This window comes from Streptomyces sp. NPDC050988, assembly GCF_044456225.1.
Taxonomy (GTDB): Bacteria; Actinomycetota; Actinomycetes; order Streptomycetales; family Streptomycetaceae; genus Streptomyces.
In genome coordinates, this window is record NZ_JBITFQ010000029.1 from 24,464 (window position 1) to 45,420 (window position 20,957).

The 20,957-nt window shown below is 70.8% G+C and carries 15 protein-coding genes; 11 read left to right on the forward strand and 4 right to left on the reverse strand.

Annotated features, from left to right (window positions below; genetic code table 11):
• On the forward strand, positions 1 to 1,728 hold the full coding sequence (locus ACIBEI_RS38905; protein ID WP_398895421.1) for a sulfite exporter TauE/SafE family protein: 1,728 nt from the start codon (positions 1 to 3) through the stop codon (positions 1,726 to 1,728).
• A gap of 44 nt (positions 1,729 to 1,772) precedes the next feature.
• Positions 1,773 to 3,473: a serine/threonine-protein kinase gene (locus tag ACIBEI_RS38910; RefSeq protein WP_398895286.1), complete on the forward strand. Its 1,701-nt coding sequence runs from the start codon at positions 1,773 to 1,775 to the stop codon at positions 3,471 to 3,473.
• Here ACIBEI_RS38910 and ACIBEI_RS38915 read toward each other — a convergent pair whose 3' ends face one another.
• Positions 3,474 to 4,283: an SGNH/GDSL hydrolase family protein gene (locus ACIBEI_RS38915; protein WP_398895287.1), complete on the reverse strand. Its 810-nt coding sequence runs from the start codon at positions 4,281 to 4,283 to the stop codon at positions 3,474 to 3,476.
• Between the two features lie 315 nt (positions 4,284 to 4,598).
• On the opposite strand from ACIBEI_RS38915, the gene ACIBEI_RS38920 reads away from it, so the two are divergent.
• The 7 genes from ACIBEI_RS38920 to ACIBEI_RS38950 all read left to right on the forward strand — a co-directional run bounded on the left by ACIBEI_RS38920 (position 4,599) and on the right by ACIBEI_RS38950 (position 14,492).
• On the forward strand, positions 4,599 to 5,807 hold the full coding sequence (locus tag ACIBEI_RS38920; protein ID WP_398895288.1) for a S8 family peptidase: 1,209 nt from the start codon (positions 4,599 to 4,601) through the stop codon (positions 5,805 to 5,807).
• 229 nt (positions 5,808 to 6,036) lie between these two features.
• A complete protein-coding gene (locus tag ACIBEI_RS38925) occupies positions 6,037 to 6,414 on the forward strand; it encodes a hypothetical protein (protein WP_260694999.1) in 378 nt (125 codons plus the stop codon).
• Between the two features lies 1 nt (position 6,415).
• The gene (locus ACIBEI_RS38930) at positions 6,416 to 7,510 is read left to right on the forward strand and encodes a GNAT family N-acetyltransferase (protein ID WP_398895289.1); all 1,095 of its coding nucleotides are present in this window, start codon (positions 6,416 to 6,418) and stop codon (positions 7,508 to 7,510) included.
• A 365-nt stretch (positions 7,511 to 7,875) separates the two neighbouring features.
• On the forward strand, positions 7,876 to 8,694 hold the full coding sequence (locus tag ACIBEI_RS38935; protein ID WP_398895291.1) for a glycosyltransferase family 2 protein: 819 nt from the start codon (positions 7,876 to 7,878) through the stop codon (positions 8,692 to 8,694).
• The gene (locus tag ACIBEI_RS38940; RefSeq protein WP_398895293.1) at positions 8,691 to 9,674 is read left to right on the forward strand and encodes a glycosyltransferase family 2 protein; all 984 of its coding nucleotides are present in this window, start codon (positions 8,691 to 8,693) and stop codon (positions 9,672 to 9,674) included. Before ACIBEI_RS38935 ends, ACIBEI_RS38940 begins: the two co-directional genes overlap by 4 nt.
• A gap of 98 nt (positions 9,675 to 9,772) precedes the next feature.
• Entirely contained in the window at positions 9,773 to 10,546 is a 774-nt protein-coding gene (locus tag ACIBEI_RS38945; protein ID WP_398895423.1) for a polysaccharide deacetylase family protein, read from the forward strand.
• On the forward strand, positions 10,539 to 14,492 hold the full coding sequence (locus tag ACIBEI_RS38950) for a lipopolysaccharide biosynthesis protein (protein ID WP_398895295.1): 3,954 nt from the start codon (positions 10,539 to 10,541) through the stop codon (positions 14,490 to 14,492). The genes ACIBEI_RS38945 and ACIBEI_RS38950 overlap by 8 nt, the downstream gene beginning before the upstream one ends.
• A 54-nt stretch (positions 14,493 to 14,546) precedes the next feature.
• Here ACIBEI_RS38950 and ACIBEI_RS38955 read toward each other — a convergent pair whose 3' ends face one another.
• On the reverse strand, positions 14,547 to 15,248 hold the full coding sequence (locus ACIBEI_RS38955) for a response regulator (RefSeq protein WP_398895296.1): 702 nt from the start codon (positions 15,246 to 15,248) through the stop codon (positions 14,547 to 14,549).
• Entirely contained in the window at positions 15,245 to 16,093 is an 849-nt protein-coding gene (locus ACIBEI_RS38960) for a sensor histidine kinase (protein ID WP_398895298.1), read from the reverse strand. The genes ACIBEI_RS38955 and ACIBEI_RS38960 overlap by 4 nt, the downstream gene beginning before the upstream one ends.
• A gap of 136 nt (positions 16,094 to 16,229) precedes the next feature.
• Between ACIBEI_RS38960 and ACIBEI_RS38965 the strand changes: the two genes are divergently transcribed.
• Positions 16,230 to 16,937, forward strand: a complete 708-nt coding sequence (locus tag ACIBEI_RS38965; protein ID WP_398895300.1) for an ABC transporter ATP-binding protein — start codon at positions 16,230 to 16,232, stop codon at positions 16,935 to 16,937.
• On the forward strand, positions 16,934 to 19,276 hold the full coding sequence (locus ACIBEI_RS38970) for an FtsX-like permease family protein (RefSeq protein ID WP_398895302.1): 2,343 nt from the start codon (positions 16,934 to 16,936) through the stop codon (positions 19,274 to 19,276). Before ACIBEI_RS38965 ends, ACIBEI_RS38970 begins: the two co-directional genes overlap by 4 nt.
• Before the next feature lie 85 nt (positions 19,277 to 19,361).
• Here the strand turns inward: ACIBEI_RS38970 and ACIBEI_RS38975 are convergent, their stop codons facing one another.
• Entirely contained in the window at positions 19,362 to 20,783 is a 1,422-nt protein-coding gene (locus ACIBEI_RS38975) for a xylan 1,4-beta-xylosidase (protein ID WP_398895303.1), read from the reverse strand.
• Between the last annotated feature and the right edge of the window lie 174 nt (positions 20,784 to 20,957).

Genomic DNA, 20,957 nt, shown 5'->3' on the forward strand with positions numbered 1-20,957 from the left:
GTGGCCGTGCGCCGACGGGCGTTCGCCTCCGGTGCGGCCGTCCTGGTGGCGGCCTGCGCGCTCGTGCTGGTCCCCTCCGGAACCGCGTCCGCGCATCCGCTCGGGAACTTCACCGTCAACCGGTACGACGGACTCGTCATCGGTCCCGGGCAGCTGCGGGTCGACCACGTGGAGGACCTCGCGGAGATCCCGGCGACGCAGGCCAAGCCCGCCATCGACAAGGCGGGCATGGAGAGTTGGGCCCGGGAGCGGTGCGAGACGGCGGCCGGGAAGAGCCGGGTGACCGTGGACGGGGAGGCCGTCGCGCTGAGCGTCGGCGAGAGCCTCGCCCGGGTGCGGCCCGGCCAGGCGGGGCTCAACACCCTTCGGGTGGAGTGCCGTTGGACGGCCCCGCTGCCGGAGAACGCCGAGAAGAACCTGTCCGTGCGCTTCCGCGCCTCCGTGGACGACGGCCCCGGCTGGCGCGAGGTCACCGCGCGCGGAGACCGGATGACCCTCACCGCCTCGGACGTACCGACGAAGTCCGTCTCGCGCGAACTGACCAAGTACCCCGCCGAGTTGCTTTCGTCACCGGCGGACACGGCGACGGCCTCGCTGCGCGTCCGCCCCGGCGGTCCCGCGCTCGTCGAGGAGAACTCCGACGCGCCCGGCTCCTCCATCCTGCCGCGCGGCGCCGACCGGTTCACCCGCGCGCTGGACGACCTGGTGTCCCGCCAGGACCTGACCCTCGGCTTCGCGGCGCTCGCCCTCGGCATCGCCGTGCTGCTCGGCGCGATGCACGCCCTGGCGCCCGGCCACGGCAAGACGATCATGGCCGCCACGGCCGCCGCCCGCGGCAACGCCACGATGCGTGACGTGATGCCGCTCGCCATCTCCGTCACCGTCACCCACACGCTGGGCGTGGTCGCCCTCGGCATCCTGGTGACCGCCGGCTCGGCCGCCGCGCCCTCGGTGATCGCCTGGCTTGGCGTGGCGAGCGGCGTCATCGTCATGCTGGCCGGCGCGACCCTCGCACGCCGGGCCTGGCGGCAGCGCGGACACGGGCACAGCCACTCGCACGGCCATGGACACAGCCACAGTCATGGGCACAGCCACAGCCACGCTCACGGGCACGTTCACGCCCACAGCCATGATCGCGAGCTTGTCCTTGCGCATGCGCAGGGGCACGAGGACGGCCCCAAGGGCGACCACACACACGGGGACGACCACGGACACGGTGACAAGCAGACGCACGACCACGGCCCGTCCCACACCCACGACCACGGCCCCGCTCACACCCACGACGACTCCCACTCCCACGACCACGACGCTCCCCACGACCACGGTCACGGCGACCACTCACACCCCCACCCGCACACCCACTCTCACTCCCCCTCCCCCTCTCTCAAGCTCAAGGACACCCTTCTTCTCGGCTTCGCCGGCGGGCTCGTACCGAGTCCCTCCGCGGTCGTCGTGCTCGTCGGTGCCGCGGCGCTCGGCAAGGCCTGGTTCGGGCTGCTGCTCGTGCTCGCCTTCGGGGCGGGGCTCGCGCTCACGCTCACGGCGGCCGGGTTCGCCGTGGTCAAGATCGGCAGCCGGGTCGCGAAGGCCATCGAGAACGGCGCCCGGTGGTCGGGCGGCCGGACCGCAGCACTCCTCCGGCGGACCGTGCCGATCGGATCCGCGTTCGTCGTGGTGGCCCTTGGGGCTGGATTGGTGTTCAGGGGGGCGGCAACCGTACTCGGTTGAGCTACTTTTGTTCAGAATCGTGCGGATGCTAATGGGGGGCGCCCGTGTCTGAGGAACCTGGTAGTGAACGAGTGATCGCGGGGCGCTACCGTCTGCTCTCTCCGCTGGGCGAGGGCGGAATGGGGACGGTCTGGCGCGCCCGTGACGAGGTGCTGCACCGCGAGGTCGCCGTCAAGGAGGTACGGGCCCCGGGCGGACTGCCGGGCCCCGACACCGAGCGGATGTACGCCAGGCTGGAACGCGAGGCATGGGCGGCCGCCCGGGTCGCGAACCGCAATGTGGTGACGGTCTACGACGTGGCGACGGAGGACGGGCGCCCGTGGATCGTGATGGAGCTGATCCGCGGGATCGCGCTCTCCGATCAGCTGGACGCCGAGGGCCCGTTGTCGCCGCAGCGCGCCGCGCACATCGGCGCGGAGGTGCTCGCCGCACTGCGGGCCGCGCACGAGGCGGGGGTCCTGCACCGGGACGTGAAGCCGGGCAACGTACTGCTGTCGAACGACGACCGTGTGGTCCTCACCGACTTCGGTATCGCGACGGTGGAGGGCAGTTCGGCGCTCACGATGACCGGTGAGGTCATCGGTTCGCCCGAATTCCTCGCCCCGGAGCGGGCGTTGGGGCGTACGCCGGGACCCGAGTCCGACCTGTGGTCGCTCGGTGTGCTCCTGTACGCGGCGGTGGAGGGCAACTCGCCGTTCCGCCAGAACACCCCGCTGAGCACCCTGCGGGCGGTCGTCGACGAGGAGTTGCCTGCGCCGCAGCGCGCGGGCCCTCTGGCACCTGTGATCGAGGGCCTGCTGCGCAAGGACCCGGCGGACCGTATGTCGGCCGAGGACGCCGAGCGGGATCTCCGGCTCGTCGCGGCGGGCGGCACACCCCATACGGGCAGCGCCGCCTACGCGCCGACGATCGCGGCGCTGCCACAGCCCGCCCCGACCCCGCCGGCTCCCACCCCCGCGTACACACCACCCGCCTACACCCAGCCCGCCTACTCGCCGCAGCAGGCACCGTCCGCGACGACCACCACCACGGGACCCGCCCATCCGCGGCGCGCGACGATCGTGATGATCGCGGGTCTGGCCGCACTCGCGATCGCGCTCGGGGGACTGACGTACGCCCTGGTCAACCGGGGCGACGGAGGCGGCGGGGACGACACCTCCAACAGCGGGTCGAGCACGGGCGGCTCGACGGGCGGCGGTGACGACGGCGGGAGCGACGGGAGCAGCGGGGGCGGCACGGACGGCGGCTCGACCACGGAGAGCTCCGGCTCGAACGGGAGCGACGGCGGTTCGACCACCGGCGGCGGCGAGACGACCAAGCCGCCCACCCAGTCCGTGAAGGTCACGGTCTCGGGCTCGCACACGGACTACACCGGTGCCTGCCCGCCGCCCGACGCGGAGGCTCCGACCTTCACGGCGACGTTCACGGTGACGGTCGTGCCGGCGGACGTGGAGTACCGCTGGGTGACGGAGTCGGGTGAGGTGTCCGACCCCGGCTGGAAGACGCTGTCGTTCCCCGCGAACGGCGGGAAGACCAAGCAGAACACGGTCATCGTGACGACGTACGACGCGTCAGGAACGTACAAGAACAAGATCGGTGTGGAGGTCCGCAGTCCCGAGGAGGCGAAGTCGGAACAGGTGCCCTTCTCGGTGACGTGCGAGACGGAGGCCCCGACGGGCGGGGCCTCCTCCTCCGACGATCCGCAGGCGCTCGCGCCGAACGGAGCGATCAGGCCTCGGCAGTGATCAGTCCGAGGCGTTGAGGACGGGCAGATAGCCACCCGACTGGCCCGAGGCCGTCGGGTGGTACGACTCGCCGATGTTCAGCCAGTTGACGCTGTGCAGCCAGGCGCTGCCGGAGCAGATCTCGTGACCGGTGAACGTGGGGCGTACGTCGCCGAAGGTGAAGCCGTGGTCGGCCGCACGCTTGGCGATGGCGCTGTCCAGGTGGTCGGCGGCGCTGTTGATGGCGGCCCGCTCGGTCTCGGTGAGGCCGGCCAGGCAGCTGCCGCCCAGCTTGTAGAACCGTGGGTAGCCCAGGACGACCACATGGGCGGCCGGGGCCTTCGCGCTGATCGCCGAGTAGACCGAGTCGAGCTTGCCGGGCAGTGTCGAGTCGACGTACGCCTTCGCGGTGTTGATGCGGGCGACGCAGGCGCTCTCGGACTGCAGGACACAGGTCGTCATGACGTCGGAGAAGCCCGCGTCGTTGCCGCCGATGCTGATCGAGACGAGGCCGGTGCCAGTGCCGAGCGGGCCCAGCTGGTTCGCCAGAACATCACCCGTACGAGCGCCCGAGCAGGCCGTGAAACTGAACGACGAGGGTGAATGGGCTGCCGCCCAGAGGTAGGGGTAGGCCTTCGTGCTGCGCTTGCAGTCGCCGCTTGAGCTGATGTAGCTGCCGGCGCCGACACCGGACGAGTAGGAGTCGCCGAGGGCCACATAGCCCGTGGCGGCGGCTTGCTGGGACGCCTGCGCCGTCGTTGCCCCGGTGAGGGCGAAGGCGGTGGCGAGGAGGAGCGAGGTCACGTATGCCGTAAGTCGGGAACGTCTCATGGAACCTCCCTTTAGCAGGATCTCTGCCGTAACTTTCGTAGCAGCTACGCGTGTTGACAGGAAGTGTCCATGCCAAGACTTTTCCGGACCTACCGGGTCCTCCGCTTTGCGTTCACTGTGCGTTCGATTGCGTGTTCATGACAGACACGTGACAAAGCGTCAACTCCCTTGAGCTACCCCCGTAGATCGATCACGCTGATGTCTCAACCGGTAGCGGAACGCAACGCTCCTGGTTGTGCGTGCGATCACGCCCGCACCCCCCACAGACGTGCGCCCCACCCAGGCGCACGCCGCCTATGAGGAGGACTCCCTCGCATGGCACAGCTGCGTAGCAAGAAGATCCGGATCGCCGCGATAACCTCCGTGGCGACCGCCGCTCTGCTCGGCGCCGTCACCGCGCTTCCCGCCCAGGCCGCGCCGGCCGAGGGCCGGATCCTCGCGGCGGACTCCCCCACCGCCGTCAAGGACAGCTACATCGTCACGCTGAAGAAGGGCGTGGACTTCAAGGCCTCGTCGGCCGAGGGCAAGGGTCTGATCAAGGAGTACGGCGGCACGGTCAAGAAGACGTTCGGCGCCGCGCTGAACGGCTACACGGCGACCCTGTCCGCGACCGAGGCCAAGAGACTGGCGGCCGACCCGTCGGTGGCCGTGGTCGAGCAGAACCAGACGGTGCACGTCACCGACACCACCCAGTCCAACGCCCCCTGGGGCCTGGACCGCTCCGACCAGACGTCGCTGCCGCTCTCCGGCACGTACACCTACCCGGACACGGCGGGCAGCGGGGTGACCGCGTACGTCATCGACACCGGCGTGCGCATCACGCACTCGCAGATCAGCGGCCGGGCCAGCTACGGCTACGACGCCGTGGACGGCGACACCGTCGCCTCGGACGGCAACGGTCACGGCACGCACGTCGCCACGACCATCGCCGGCTCGACCTACGGCATCGCCAAGAAGGCGAACATCGTGGCGGTCCGCGTGCTCGACAACGCGGGCTCCGGCACCACCGCGGGTGTCATCGCGGGCATCAACTGGGTGACCCAGAACCACAGCGGTCCCTCGGTCGCCAACATGTCGCTCGGCGGCGGCGCGTCCACCACGCTGGACACCGCGGTGGCCAACTCCATCGCGAGCGGCGTGACCTACGCGGTCGCGGCGGGCAACAGCAGCGCCAACGCCTCCTCGTACTCCCCGGCCCGCGTCGCCTCCGCGATCACGGTCGGCGCCACCACCAGCACGGACGCCAAGGCCAGCTACTCCAACTTCGGCTCGATCCTCGACATCTTCGCCCCCGGTTCGTCGATCACGGCGGGCTGGTACACCAGCGACACCGCGACGAACACCATCTCCGGTACGTCGATGGCCACCCCGCACGTCGCCGGCGCGGCCGCCGTCTACCTGGCGAGCCACACCTCGGCCACCCCGGCCCAGGTATCCACGGCCCTGGTGAACGGCGCCACCACCGGCGTGGTCACCAGCCCCGGCACAGGCTCCCCGAACCGCCTCCTGAAGATCGTCCCGTAATGACGTGCGCAGTTCCCCGCGCCCCTTAAGAGGGGCGCGGGGAACTGCGCGACCAGCCACACGCAGCCCGCACCCGAACTACGACGCCTTCCGCATCTTGACGCCCCGGCCCGCGCTGGGCCACATTGAAGCCCGGCATCCGGCGCGTCGGGGGGCAAAGTCGCCAATGCAGACCTTACGTATCAAGCCATCTCCATCGGACCCATCCCCATCGGGTGGTGAAGAGCGGTTGGACCAGGATCCGGGGAGGGACCTGCTCCCCCTGCTCGCGGGCGCCGCCGCGGCCATCGCCGGCGTCGGAGCCGTGCTGGCCCTGACCGACGTGGACTCGCCACTGCGCGCCCCGTTCGCGCTCTTCTTCCTGCTGGCCGCTCCGGGAACCGCGGTAGGAATCGCCCTGCGCGGCATGGAACCGTTCGGCCGCACCATCGCGTCCTTGTCAGCAGCAGTAGCTCTCAACCTCCTGGTCGCCCAAGGCATGCTCGCGGTGCACCGGTGGTCGGTCCGTGGCGGAATCGCGGCCGTGGCCGCGCTCAGCTCCCTCATTCTCCTGCTGGTCCTGGTACGGCGGTTCCGTGGCCGTACGGTGAGAAGACGGGCATCCTGACGTGAACATCAGCGTGTACCGCCCCGGCGAACTCACCGCCGCCGACCGGGCGGCGTGGTCCGCCCTTCAGTCGAAGGCCCATCTGCACGGCGCGCCGGAACTCGCCAACCCGTTCCTGTCACCGGAGTTCACCCTCGCCGTCGGACGCTGCCGACGCGGCGTACGGATCGCCGTGGTCAGAGAGAGCGGCGAACCGGTGGCCTTCTTCCCGTTCCAGAGAACCACCACCGGCGTCGGCCGGGCCGTCGGCCTGGGCGTCTCCGACTGCCAGGGCCTCGTTCACGGGCCCGGCTTCACCTGGGACGCAAGGGAACTGCTGCGGGCCTGCGGGCTCGCGGTGTGGGAGTTCGACCACCTGGTGGAAGGCCAGGAGCCGTTCGAGGCCGAGGCCTCCGGCACCTTCCCCTCGCCGGTCATGGACGTCGACCGGGGTTACGAGACGTATCTCGCCGAACTGCGGGCCCGCTCACCGAAGTTCACCCGGACCACGCTCGCCAAGGACCGCAAGCTCGGCCGCGATCACGGCGAGGTCCGCTATGTGCACGACGAGCGTGATCCCGAGGCGCTGCTCACACTGATGGGGTGGAAGTCGGCGCAGTACCGCAGGACCGGTCGCAGTGACCGCTTCGCGCAGCCGTGGATCACCCGGCTGACGCACCAGCTCTTCCACACCCGTTCCGAGCCGTTCGCCGGCATCCTGTCGGTGCTCTACGCGGGCGGCAAGCCGATCGCCGCACACTTCGGGCTGCGCTCCGGACGCGTCCTGGCGTGCTGGTTCCCCGCGTACGACCCGGCGTTCTCCAAATACTCCCCGGGCCTGGTCCTGCATTTGCGCATGGCCGAGGCGGCTGCCGCCGACGGCATCGCCTATCTGGATCTCGGCCGGGGGCAGAAGGAATACAAGGATTCCCTGAAGACACGCGAACTCGCCGTGTCCGAGGGGTTGGTCACGCGCCGCCATCCCGTGGCGCTCGGACACCGGGCGCGGCGCGCCCCGGTCCGGGCACTGCGGAACGCGGTGCTGTCGCGGCCGGAGCTGTTCGAGCCGGCCGACAAAGCCCTCAAGCGGATGGGAAAAATCCGCTCGGGCCGTTAGGTAACGTCCAAACCAACAAAAACGTGAGGCCACGTTCCAGGTCTTGCCATACCGTCTCAATCATCAATACCGTCGTACATCCACCCGCATCGGACCATCATGCACATGCGATTCAGGGGAGGGCTCAGGATCGCGAAGAGGGCCCGGCGCGGGGCGCGGTAGGGGGGTGCCGTGCTCGGTGACCGCTTTTGTGCCGAGTGCCGCCGCGCGACCGACCCAGCCAGTCGGCCAGCTTTGCCAGCTCACCCGGCTTGCACGGAGATCGATTTCGGCATGCCGTAAGTGACAAAACCCCCCTTTCGAACCGGACAAAATGCCGGACCGCCCAGGGGCGGGCGGTCCACCGGACGAGAGGGACCAGACTCATGAGTTCTGTTGTGCGCCCGGCCGTGTCGGACCAGGATCCGCTCACAGCCGGCAAGTACCGGCCCATATCGACTCACCTGGCCATAGCGCCTCCGGTGAGCGTCGTGATTCCCGCCATGAACGAGGCGGAGAATCTCCCGTACGTCTTCAAGACATTGCCGGGATGGATCCACGAAGTGGTTCTCGTCGACGGCAATTCCACCGACAACACCGTCGAGGTCGCCCGCGAACTGTGGCCCGACGTCAAGGTCGTCGAGCAGGTGGGCAAGGGCAAGGGGGATGCCCTGATCACCGGGTTCGCGGCCGCCACCGGCGACATCATCGTCATGGTCGACGCGGACGGCTCGGCCGACGGCCACGAGATCGTCAGCTATGTCTCCGCGCTGGTCTCCGGGGCGGACTTCGCGAAGGGGTCGCGGTTCGCCAACGGCGGCGGCACGGACGACATGACGCCGATCCGCAAGCTCGGCAACTGGGCGCTGTGCACCGCCGTCAACCGCAAGTTCGGCGCCCGCTACACCGACCTCTGCTACGGCTACAACGCCTTCTGGCGGCACTGCCTGGACAAGATCGACCTCGACTGCACCGGCTTCGAGGTGGAGACCCTGATGAACATCCGGGTGGTCAAGGCGGGGCTCAAGGTCCAGGAGATACCGAGCCACGAGTACCTCCGGATCCACGGCTCCAGCAATCTGCGGGCCGTGCGGGACGGGCTGCGGGTGCTCAAGGTGATCCTCAAGGAGCGTTCCAACCGGCGCTCGCTGCGCCGCCGTCCGCACGCCGGGGCGCTCAACTCCAGGCCGGGAGAGGTGTCTTGAGAACCCTGGACATCTCCGTGGTGGTCTGCGTCTACACCGAGGACCGCTGGGAGGACATCCTCGCGGCGGTCGACTCGGTGCGGGCGCAGTCCCGGCCGGCCCTGGAGACGCTCCTGGTGGTGGACCACAACCAGGCGCTCCTGGACCGGCTTTCGAAGGAGTACAAGGAGACCGAAGGGGTGCGGGTGCTCGCCAACGCGGGCCCCCGAGGCCTCTCCGCGGGCCGCAACACCGGCATCGCCGCCTCGTACGGCGACGTCATCGCCTTCCTCGACGACGACGCGGTGGCCGAGCGCGACTGGCTGCGCCACTTCGCCGAGGGGTACGAGGATCCGCTGGTCATGGCCGTCGGTGGCCGCACGATGCCGATCTGGGCGTCGGGCCGCCGGCCGGCCTGGTTCCCCGAGGAGTTCGACTGGGTCGTGGGCTGCACGTACAAGGGTCTGCCGCCAGGCCGGGTCCAGGTGCGCAACGTGCTCGGCGGCAACGCGTCGTTCCGGCGCAGCGCCTTCGACGCGGCGGGCGGCTTCGCGACCGGCATCGGGCGCGACGGCGACAAACGGCCGCTGGGATGTGAGGAGACGGAGCTGTGCATCCGGCTCACCCACGCCCGGCCGGACGCGGTCCTGCTGATCGACGACCGTGCGGTGATCCACCACCGGGTGCCCGAGGCGCGCGAGCACTTCGCGTACTTCCGTACGCGTACGTATGCCGAGGGTCTGTCGAAGGCGCTGGTCGCGCGGAGTGTGGGCGCCGACAAGGGCCTTGAGTCCGAGCGCCGCTACACCACGCGCGTGCTGCCCGCCGGAGTCGCGCGCGGGCTGCGCGACGCGTTGCTCGCCCGCCCCGGCGGCGCGGGCCGGGCGGCGGCCATCGTGACCGGAGTGGTGACGGCGGCGGGCGGGTACGTTCTCGGCAGCGTCCGGGCACGCAGGGGTGGGGCCACGTTCTCGGTCGTGCAGATCGAGGGGGCTGAATGATGAGTGATGCGCGTGATCCGCGTATTTCGCGTGACCCGCATGATCAGCATGACCTGCGTGATGCGCGTGATCCGGGTGATGCGCGCGTGCCGATTCTCATGTACCACGCCGTCGCGACCGCGCCGAACGACGCGACCCGGGAGCTGTCCGTGGCGCCCGAGGCGTTCACCGAACAGATGGCGCTCCTCGGTGACCTGGGGTTCACGCCCCTCAACACCGCCGCGCTGGCGGAGTGCTGGCGTGCGTCGAAGCCGCTGCCCAAGCGTCCCGTGCTGATCACCTTCGACGACGGCTACGAGGGCGTGCACCGGCACGCGCTGCCCGTGCTCGCCGAGCACGGCTTCGCGTCCACGCTGTTCGTGTCGACGGGCTGGCTGCGCGGCGCGTACGACACCGGGGGCGCCCTCGACGAGATGCTCGACTGGGACCAGGTGCGCGAACTCGCGGGCGCGGACGTCGAGATCGGCGGCCACAGCCATACGCATCCGCAGCTGGACCAGCTGACCGACGAGGCGCTCTGGTTCGAGCTGCTGCGCTGCCGGGAGATCGTCGCCGACGAACTGGGCGCGCGCCCGGCGTCGTTCGCGTACCCGTACGGCTACTCCAGCGGCCGGGTGCGCCGGATCGTGCGCGAGGCCGGGTTCGCCCAGGCGCTCGCCGTCGGCAACGGCCTCGCCCGGCGCCGCCAGGGGCCGTACGCGCTGCGGCGGGTCACCGTGCGCCGCAGCACCGGTATCGAGGAGTTCGGGCGGCTCGTGGAGGGCCGCGCGATCGCCCGTACCTTCGCCAGGGACCGCGCCCTCACCAAGGGGTACGCCGTGGTCCGCAGAGCACGACAGGTTCGCCGGAAGGCCATCCGTTCCCGTGTCTGACACGACCACGGCCCAGGCCGACACTCCCACGCCCCAGGCACCCGAGCGGTCCGGGCGCCGCCTTCGCCTGCCCGGACTGGGCGGCAGGTCCTCCGGAGGCAGCCCGCTGTTCCGGAACGCCTACGCCCTGATGCTGAACACCGGGATCTCCGCCGTGCTGGGGCTGGGCTTCTGGCTGGCCGCCGCCCGGTACTACTCCGAGTCCGCGGTCGGCCAGGGCTCCGCCGCGATCGCCGCGATGAAGCTCCTCGCGGGGCTCACCGCGGTGACGCTGACGGGCGCCCTCGCCCGCTTCATCCCGGTCGCGGGGCGGGGCACCGGACGACTGATCTTCCGTACGTACGCGGGCAGTTCGGTGGTCGTGGCGCTGGCCGCGGGCGTCTTCCTGCTCACGCTGAGCCTCTGGGGTTCCTCGTACCGCTTCCTGCACAGCCCGCTGATCGCCGTCGGTTTCGTGGGGGCCGTCGTCGCCTGGTCGGTGCTGACGCTCCAGGACGGGGTGCTGACCGGGCTGCGCAGCGCGCTGTGGGTGCCGGTCGGCAACACCGTGTTCTCGGCGGTGAAGCTGGTGCTGCTGGTGGCGTTCGCAGCGGCGATCCCGACCATGGGTGTCTTCGTGTCATGGGTCGCGGCCATCGCGGTGTCCGTGCTGCCGCTGGGCTGGCTGGTGTTCCGCCGCCTGGTGCCGCGGCATGTGAAGGCGACCGCTGAGCACGCCGAGCCGCCCACCACCAGGGAGATCGGGCGGTTCCTGGCGGGCGACTACACCGGCTCGCTGTTCTCGCTGGCCGTGGTGTACCTCGTGCCGGTGATCGTGGCCGCGCAGGTCAGTTCGGCCGACAACGCGTACTTCTACATCACCACGACCATCGGCGGCACGGTCAACCTGCTCGCCATCAACATGGGCGCCTCGCTGACCGTCGAGGGCTCGCACGACCCTGCGCGGCTGGCCGCGAACACCCGGGCCGCGCTGCGCCGAATGGCGCGGATCATGCTGCCGGTGGCCGCGGTGCTGTTCTTCGGGGCGCCGTGGATCCTCGGCGTGTTCGGCCAGGGATACGCGGACGCGGCGACGCCGCTGCTGCGCTGGTTCGCGGTCGGCGCGGTGCTGCGGGTCGTCATGGAGACGTACTTCGCGGTGTTGCGCGCCCAGAGCCGCACGTCCGGACTCGCCTGGCTGCAGGGCCTGTTGTGTCTGCTGGTGCTCGGGCTGACGGTGATCCTGCTCCCCCGTATGGGCCTGACCGGCGCGGGCGTGGCGGAGATCTCCAGCCTCGCGGTGATCGTGGCGCTCGCCGCTCCCAAGCTGTACCGGATCGTCAGGACCGCGCCGGCCGACGCCGTGCCCGAGGACGCGGCGCCCGACGGCGACCTGGCGGACCTGGGCGCCCGCGAGGTACCCGCGTCGCAGCAGGACAAGCCGAAGAAGGGGCGCGGCCCGGCCTGGGCGCAGCGGCTCGACACGGACACGCTGGCGCTCGGTGTGCAGCTCGACTTCGACCACCTGGAGCGGCGGCCTGACGTACGGCCCGGTCCAGGGACACCGCCCGTCGGGACGCCGAAGGTCGAACGGCCGGAGCGGCGCGGCGAGCCGCGTCCTGACCACCGGCCGACCTGGGCGCTCAAGGCGCCCCTCCAACTGCCCCCCGCCCGCGTGGAGGTAGGCCTGCCCGTCGAGGAACGGGAGCCTGGCTCCGAGACCTCCCTCGGCCCGTCCGAAGTCGAGGTGGACGCTCCCTTCGAGCCGTCGGAGGGCAGGTCCGGCGAGGAGTCGGAGGGCGTACGCGAACGCAGCACGTCCGGCTCGTCGGGGGCCGTACGCAGGAAGGGGTCTTCGCCGCTCGCGCTTGAGGCAGGTGGATCCTCCAGTCCGTCCGATCCGTCCGATCCGTCCGGTCCGTCCGCGCCGCCGGTGTCCTGGTGGGAGCGGCTGCGGCCGACCCGGCTCGGGGTGGTGCTCGGCTGTCTGCTGACGGCCGCGCTGGTCCTGTACTGGGTGCCCGCGGCCGGACTCGGGGAGCGCGATCTCGACCGGATGGGCGGGCTCGGCCTGGTCTCCGTGCTGCCGACGCCGACGCTGGTCGGGGCCGGTCTGCTGGTCACGGTCTTCGCCTCGCTGCTCTGGCTGGGCCGTGAGCACCGGGCCCTGCTGCTGGTCACGCTGCTGGCCACCGTGGTGTCGCTGCACGCGCTGCCCGCGGTCATCGAGACCGAGCCGCGGTTCGCGACGGCCTGGCAGCACCTCGGCTTCATCGACTACATCGACCGGACCGGGTCCGCCGTGCCCGACCTGGACGCGCGCTGGAGCTGGCCGGGCTTCTTCGCGGGGGCCGCGTTCATCGCGAAGGCCTGCGGGGTCACCGACCTCACCGAGGTCATCCGCTGGTGGCCGATGACCATGCAACTCCTCTATCTGGCCCCGCTGTTCCTGCTCGTACGCCATATGCGCGCGAGCTGGCGGGCCAAGTGGACCGGCATCTGGATCTTCGTGCTCAGCGGCTGGGTGGGCCAGGACTACTTCTCCCCTCAAGGCTTCACATATCTCCTCTATCTCGTCTTCGTGGCGATCCTGCTCGTGTGGTTCCGGGCACCACGGGTGCTGTGGACGAAGGCGCGGCCCGGCGAGCTGGAGGTCGAGCCGACGGACCGGCGCCAACGGGCCGTACTGCTCATGGTGTTGATCGGGCTGTTCATGGCGACCGTTCCGGCGCACCAGCTCACGCCGTTCGTGATGCTGGGCGTCCTCGCGGTCCTGGTCCTGATCGGCCGCTCCGAACTGCGCGGCCTGCCCATCCTGTTCGCCGTCGTGGTCTCCGTGTGGATCGGATTCCTCGCCGAGCCGTACTGGTCGGGGCACTTCGACGAGCTGTTCGGCGGCGTCGGCGGGGTGGGCAGCAATGTGTCCTCGTCGGTCTCCGGCCGTATCGGGGAAGGCAGTTCGAGCCACAAGCTCGTCCTGTACGCGCGTGTGGCACTGGCCGGCGGTGTGATGGCGCTGGCCTGCTGGGGCTGGTGGCGGCGGCGCGACCACAAGTACCGCGAGCGGTCGCTGCTGGTCCTCACGTTCGTCCCGTTCCTGGGCTTCGGCATGCAGTCGTACGGCGGCGAAATGGCCCTGCGCGTCTTCATGTTCGCCCTCCCGGGGGCGGCCCTGCTCGCCGCACTGGCGCTCTTCCCGCGCACCGGCGTCACCGCGAAGGAACGGGACAAGGACCGGGTGAGCCTCGCCCCGCTCGCCGCGCTGATGGCGGGCCTCGTCCTGATGGGCGGCTTCCTGGTGGCCCGCTGGGGCAACGAGCCCTTCGAGCGGATCCGGCCGGGCGAGGTCGCCGGCATGGAGTACGTGTACGCGCACGACAAGCCGACCGTACGGCTGCTGTGGCTCAGCGACGACACGGTGAACAACGTGACGCCCGCGATGCCCTGGGGCGCCCGGGACATGGAGAAGGTGGAGTACCTGCCGACGCTGGCGCCGCCCGATCCGGTCCTGGTGTCGGGCCTGGTCAAGTCCCTCAAGGACGCCGGGCCGAACTCGTTCCTCATGGTCAACCGCAGCCAGGTGACCTATCTCCAGCTGGACGTGGGCTACTCCAAGACCTGGGACACCCGGCTCGTCCACAACCTCGACGCCCGGCCGGAGCTCCGCAAGACGTTCGCCAACGACGACGTGACGATCTACGCGCTCCGCAAACAGCCGGACGGCAAGGTCCCCGAGCCCGACCCCGGTCCGATCGGCCCCCAGGTCACCTGGACCCCCTGGTCGGTCGTCGGAGGCCTCGCGGCGATCGCCCTGATCGTGCTGCTGACGACCCGCGAGCTGGTACGGGTGGCCGTCCGGCCCAGCGTGCGGCAACTGCAGTGGCTCCAGGGCAGCTTCTGGTTCTCACTGCCGTTGCTGGCGGTGCTGCTGGCTTCGCTGATCCAGAGATTCCTGACGATGGCTTGAGGTGACGAGGGCTTGAGGTGACGGGCTCGTGGCGACGAAGGCTTGTGGCGGGGCTCAGCCGTCGGACCCGCCCGGGGCGACCAGCCCCGTCTCGTAGGCGAGGACGACGGCCTGGGCCCGGTCGCGCAGGGCGAGCTTGGCGAAGACGTGCGCGACGTGGGTCTTCACCGTGGCTTCGCTGAGCCCCAGTTCACGGGCCAGTTCCGCGTTGGACAGACCGCGCCCCATGAGAGTCAGCACCTCGCGCTCGCGGGGCGTGAGCGCGGTGAGGTCGCGGTGGACGGCGGGGGCACGGGCGGCCCCGCCGGCGAAACGCTCCACGAGCCGCCGTGTGATCGAGGGCGCGAGGAGGGCGTCGCCGGTGTCGACGAGGCGGACGGCGGCGGCGAGGTGCTGCGGGGTGACGTCCTTGAGCAGGAAGCCGCTGGCGCCGAGGGACAGGGCCTCGTAGACGTAACGGTCGAGATCGAAGGTGGTCAGCATGATCACCCGGCAGTCCCGGTCCCGGTCCTGCTCCAGGACGCGCCGGGCGGCTTCCAGACCGTCCATGTGCGGCATGCGGATGTCCATGAGGACGACGTCCGGTTTCAGCCTCCGCGCCGCCGACACCGCCTCGCCACCGTCGGCGGCCTCCCCGACCACCTCGATGCCTCTCGTGGTCAGGATGAGACGGAGGCCGGTACGGACCAGGGCCTGGTCGTCGGCGATGAGGACCCGCGGGGCCGACCGCGAAGGGCCCGCCGCCCCGGTCGTCATGGCCGGTCCAGCGGGATGCGGGCCCGTACGCGGTAGCCGCCGCCGAGACGGCGACGGGCGTCGAGGTCGCCGCCGTAGAGAGCGACCCGTTCCTTCAGGCCCAGCAGGCCGCGGCCCTCTCCGTCCCGGCGGTCCGGGTCCCGCTCCCCCGCCGCGCGCCCGCCGCCGGACAGCACGCTGGGCCCGCTGTTCAGCACCTCCACCCGCAGACTGCGTTCCGCGTATCGCACCATCACCTCGGTCTCCGCCCCGCCGCCGTGCTTGAGCACGTTCGTCAGGGCCTCCCGCACGACCCGGTACGCGGTGACGTCGATCCCGGCCGGCAATGGACGCGGCTCCCCGGAGACACGTACCTCCACGGGCAGCCCGGCGAAGGCGAACCGGTCGATCAGCGAGCTGAGCCGGCTCAGACCGGGCTGGGGCGACAGCTCCGTAAGGTCGCCCGTGCCGTCCGGATCGTCCTCGCCGCTCTGGGACGGTGCCAGCACGCCGAGCAGATGCCGCAGCTCGGTCATCGCGCTCCGTCCCGCCTCCTCGACCACCCTCAATGCCGTCTCTGTCTCCTCGGGCATGGAGGCGAGCACCTCGCGGGCGGCGCCGGCCTGGATCACCATCAGGCTCACGTTGTGGCTGACGATGTCGTGCAACTCCCGGGCTATCCGGGCCCGCTCCGCGTCCACGGCGGCACCGGCCGCGCTCGCGCGTTCCCGTTCCAGGAGCCAGCCCCGGTCCTCCAGGGCCTTGCGATGCAGGCGCCTCGCCCGGACGAGGGCCAGGCCCAGCCACCCCCCGGCGGCGCACGCGCAGGCCAGGGCCGCCATCAGCCAACTCGTCCCGGTCCCCACGGACTTACCCTCGCAGACCGCATCGCCGTCCGCATCACTCCGCGGAACCAGCGCCCTACATCCCCGGGATGAGCCGCCCTGCGGATTGCCTCCGGAGAGGGATGACCCGGCGGCCCCGCGCGCCTAACTTCCTGCCATGACCACTGAGGACCTCACGGGGCAGGTCGTCGTCCAACTGGACGGCGTACGCAAGGAGTACGGCGAGAGTGCCGCCCTCGACGGCGTGACACTGGCCGTCCGCGGCGGCGAGGCGGTGGCGGTGATGGGCCCGTCGGGGTGCGGCAAGAGCACCCTGCTCAACATGATCGCCGGTCTCGCCCGGCCGACGTCCGGGCAGGTCGTCGTACACGGGGAGAACCTGGGGCAGCTCGACGAGAAGGGGCTGGCGCTCTTCCGGCGCCGCCGCATCGGCATGATCTTCCAGTTCTTCAACCTGCTCGACGATCTGTCCGCGCTGGACAACGTGGCGCTGGCCGCGCAGCTGACCGGCGCCCCGGCGGGGCAGGCCCGCAGGCGCGCCCTGGAGCTGCTGGACGAGCTCGGCGTGGCCGACCGGCGCAACGCCTATCCGTCGGTGCTCAGCGGTGGCGAGCGTCAACGGGTCGCCGCCGCCCGGGCGTTGATGAACCGCCCGGCGCTGGTGCTGGCCGACGAGCCGACCGGTGCCCTGGACAGCCGGGCCGGCGAGCAGGTGATGGACCTGCTGCTCGACCTCAACCAGATAGGCCAGACACTGCTGTTGGTGACGCACGACCCGCGGATGGCCGAGCGGTGCGCGAGCCGGGTCGTCGAACTCGCCGACGGCCGGGTGTCCGGCGAGCGCAGCCTGGAGCGGACCGCATGAGGGCCACATGGCGGGCGGCGCGCGCGGCCGTACGGCGGCGGAAGCTGCAGACGACCGTCATCGGCCTCGTCGTCATGACCTCGGCCATGACGCTCGTGATCGCGCTGGGGCTGCTGCACTCCGTCTCGGCGCCCTTCGACAACGCCTTCAGCGAGCAGCGCGGCGCACACGCCGTCGCGGTGTTCGACACCGGCAGGTCCTCGGACGCTCAACTTAAGGCGGCGGCCGGGCTGCCGGGTGTCGAGGCGGCGGCCGGACCGTTCGGCCAGGCCGTCGTCGAGATGAGGCAGGACCCGGAGGTCAGGCTGCTGGCCAGTCCCGACGGCGGCCCCGTCACGGTGGTGGGCCGCGCCGACCCGGTCGGCCCGGTGGACCGCGTGAACCTCTGGGCAGGCCGCTGGGCCGAACGGGCCGACGAGATCGTCGTCAACCTGCCCGACGAGGGCCTGCCGCCCGGCGCGGGCTCCCCCGTGGGCTCCGAACTCACCACCGCCGACGGTTCGACGTTCACCGTGGTCGGCCTCGCGTCCAGCGTGAGCGGCACGGCCGATGCCTGGGTCTCACCGGCCCGTATGGCGGAGCTGAAGCCGACGGCCGCCCAGATGCTCTTCCGGTTCACCGGCTCGGCGACCGGCGACGACATCCGTGACGCCCTGGCCGGGGTCGAGCGGTACCTGCCGAAGGGTGCGCTGACCGCCTCCCACTCGTACCTCGACATCAAGGCCGAGATCGCCCGCCAACCCGCCGCCTACGCACCCTTCCTGACCACTTTCGGCGTCCTCTCCCTCCTGGTGGCGGTGCTGATCGTCGCCAACGTGGTCAGCGGCGCGGTCGTCGCGGGCTTCCGGCACATCGGGATCCTCAAGTCCCTGGGCTTCACTCCGAACCAGGTGACCGGGGTCTATCTCACGATGGTCGGCGTCCCGGCGGTCGTCGGCTGTGTGCTGGGCACCGTGCTCGGCGGGCTGCTGGCGGACCCGTTGCTGCACCGGGTGTTCCAGGGCCCCGAGGTGGCGATCGTCCAGGACGGAGTCGGCATCGGCCCCTGGGCGCAGCCGGTCACCCTGCTGGGCATGCTCACGGTGGTCCTCCTCGCCGCGCTGGTGCCCGCGCTGCGAGCGCGCCGGCTCTCGCCCGCGGTGGCTGTCAGCGCGGGCAGCGCGCAGCGCACCGGGCGCGCCCTGCGCATCCAGCGCAGGCTCACCGGCAGCCGCCTGCCGCGTTCCGTCAGTCTCGGCGCGGGTCTGCCGTTCGCGCGTCCCGGCCGCAGCGCCATGACGCTGGCGGCGATCGTCCTCGGGGTGACCACGGTGACGTTCGCGACCGGACTGTCCACGACGGTGACCAGGTACTCGGAGGCCTCGCAGGGCGGCGGCGCGGTCCAGGCCGTCGTGTACGCGGGCATCCCCACGCCCGATGAACCCGCGCCGGACCACGACGACCCGGCGATCCAGCGGCTGCTGGCCTCCCTGCCGGGCGCCGAGCAGGTGACCGCGCTGGGCTACAGCGATGTCCGCCTGGACGGATACACCCGGGGCGTGACCCTCGGCGCCTACCGCGGGGAGTCGTCGAACCTCGGTGACGTGGTCGTGGCGGGCCGCTGGATGCGGGGAGCCGACGAGGCCGTCGCCTCGGGGTCGTTCCTGAACGAACGCGACCTCGTGGTCGGCGACCGCCTGACCCTGGTCAAGGGTGACAGGCGCGAGCGGGTACGGATCGTCGGCGAGACCATGGACGGCGAGGCCGACCGGCTGTACGCGGGCTGGCCGGTGATGAGCGCCCTCGCGCCGGACCAGAAGGCCAACCAGTACCACGTACGGCTCACCGACGGCACCGGCCCGGACACCTACCTGGCGGCGGTCCGGAAGGCCGACGCTGGGCTCGATCCGACGAAGACGTCACCGGTGAACGCGACGGCCGTGACCGTCGTCGGCGCCTCCACGCTCCTCACCCTGCTTCTGGGCACCGTCGCGGCGCTCGGCGTCTTCAACACCGTCGTCCTCAACACCCGTGAGCGCCGCCGCGACCTGGGCATGCTCAAGGCGATCGGTATGACGCCCCGCCAGGTGACGGTGATGATGGTGACGTCGATGGCGACGCTCGGAGCCGTCGGTAGTCTGGTCGGCATCCCTCTCGGCGTCCTCGGCCACCACTTCGTCGTACCGCGGAGCTTCCGGGCGGCGGACATCGCCATCCCGGACTCGATGATGGCCGTCTGGCAGGCCCCCGCCCTCGCCGCCCTGGCCCTGGCGGGCGTCACGATCGCGGCCGTCGGAGCACTGGTCCCGTCCCGGGCGGCGGCACGGCTCACCGTCGCGGAGGTGCTGCACAACGAATGACCGGGGTGACGGGCCGCCGGCTCGGCCACTCACCGGCGCCGGCTCAGTCACTGCCGCCGGTTCGGTCGCCCACCCGCCAACTGCCTCAGCGGCTCAGCCACTTCACCTCGTACGCCCCCATCTCGAACTGTTTCCCGTCGACCTTCGCGCTGATCTTCCGGTCGAGGGTGTTCACGACGAGGACGGCCTTGTCGTCGGCGAGGACCCGTACGTTGGGCTTGTCGTCCGCGGCGACCGAGACCTCCTCGTACTTGGTGCCCGGCGGGAACTCCCTGCCGAAGCGGGAGATGAGGTCGAGCATCGACAAGGCCTTGCCGCCGCCCGCGCGGTCGGTCGGGGTCCACAGACAGCCGGGGCAGGTGGCGCCCTTCTCGGTCTCCGGGTTCCAGTAGAAGGCGGAGGTAGTGCCGCCGCGGGCCATCGCGATCAGGCCGGAGGCCTGGACGGCGACGCGGTGCGGCTCGGACCAGCCGTCGCGGATGTCGTCGCCGTCGGCGGGCTCCACGTAGTACTCGGCCCACCACAGCGGCAGGTCATCGGTCTGCTCACGCACCCAGCGGCTGACGGCCGTGAACTTGTCGGTGGCCCCGAACTCGTCCGGCAGCAGGTCGTCGTCCTTGGTGTAGCTGGATCCGTCGACGACGACGAAATCCGCGCCTGCCTTGTTCTTGTTCCAGTAGTCGAAGGCGTCGAGGATCCGCTGGTCCATCGTGCCCCAGCTGCCCTTCAGCGTCGTCGACGCGTTCTCCTTCTGACGCGGGTCGAGGCTGTCCATCACCAGATAGGGCCCGCCGACCTCGATGTCCTTGTCGACCTTCTTGAGCGCCTTGTAGACGAGGTTGTACAGCTCGGTGTAGCCCTCGTAGTCCCAGCGGGCCTCGGCGTCGTTCCAGAAACCCTTGAACTCGTTCCAGACGATGAAGTGGCGTACGTCCGGGTAGCGCTTGGCGACGGTCGCGGCGAGGGCGGCGTAGTCCTTGTAGTGGGCGCGGTCCGGTGCCGTCTCCAGTGCCGCCTGGCTCCAGTCGGTCTTGTCGGAGCCGGGTTTGCCGCCCTTCATCCAGTCCGGGGCGCAGCACAGCGTGACGACCGGCGTGCCGCCCGTCTCCCGGACGAAGTCGATCCGGCGGTCCATGTCCTCGAAGTCGTACCGCCCCTTGACCGGCTCGGGGTTGTCCGCGCCCCAGCCCATGATGTGCTGGATCTGCGGGAGGGGCTGCTCGCCGAGGCGCTTCTCCACCCGCTTCGTGGCGGCGCCGCTGCCCTCGTCCGCGCTGAACTGGGTGTGGGTGAAGCCCCAGCCCACCTCGGGCCTCGGCTCCGACGGGGGAACGGCAGGCGTGCCGTGCACCTTGTCACCGTCGCGGGTCGTACCGGCCTCGCTTCCCGCGTCGCCGGGAAGTGTGTTGATCAGGGTCAGCACCAGGGCCAGAGCGGCCACGCCCACACCGAGCAGAGCGGTGAACCGCCACCGCCGAGCCCCCGAATTCCACCCATGACGTCCCATCAAGGGCAACAGTAACTGCGGGGGTCAGCGGTAGAACAGGTTCCGTCGACCACAGCCCTGTAACAGGACGGAGGGGATACACAGGGGATGCACAGGGCCCTCGGGGACCGGCCGGCACGCTGTGACACCTTCCCCTCCGGCGCGCCCTCCCGTATGCCCCCTCCGATATGCGCC

Coding starts and splice junctions, on each gene's coding strand:
- ACIBEI_RS38955 (WP_398895296.1), bottom strand. CDS start 15,248: ATGACGACCGGGGCGGCGGGCCCTTCGCGGTCGGCCCCGCGGGTCCTC.
- ACIBEI_RS38915 (WP_398895287.1), bottom strand. CDS start 4,283: ATGAGACGTTCCCGACTTACGGCATACGTGACCTCGCTCCTCCTCGCC.
- ACIBEI_RS38970 (WP_398895302.1), top strand. CDS start 16,934: ATGAGGGCCACATGGCGGGCGGCGCGCGCGGCCGTACGGCGGCGGAAG.
- ACIBEI_RS38920 (WP_398895288.1), top strand. CDS start 4,599: ATGGCACAGCTGCGTAGCAAGAAGATCCGGATCGCCGCGATAACCTCC.
- ACIBEI_RS38965 (WP_398895300.1), top strand. CDS start 16,230: ATGACCACTGAGGACCTCACGGGGCAGGTCGTCGTCCAACTGGACGGC.
- ACIBEI_RS38975 (WP_398895303.1), bottom strand. CDS start 20,783: ATGGGACGTCATGGGTGGAATTCGGGGGCTCGGCGGTGGCGGTTCACC.
- ACIBEI_RS38945 (WP_398895423.1), top strand. CDS start 9,773: ATGTACCACGCCGTCGCGACCGCGCCGAACGACGCGACCCGGGAGCTG.
- ACIBEI_RS38935 (WP_398895291.1), top strand. CDS start 7,876: ATGAGTTCTGTTGTGCGCCCGGCCGTGTCGGACCAGGATCCGCTCACA.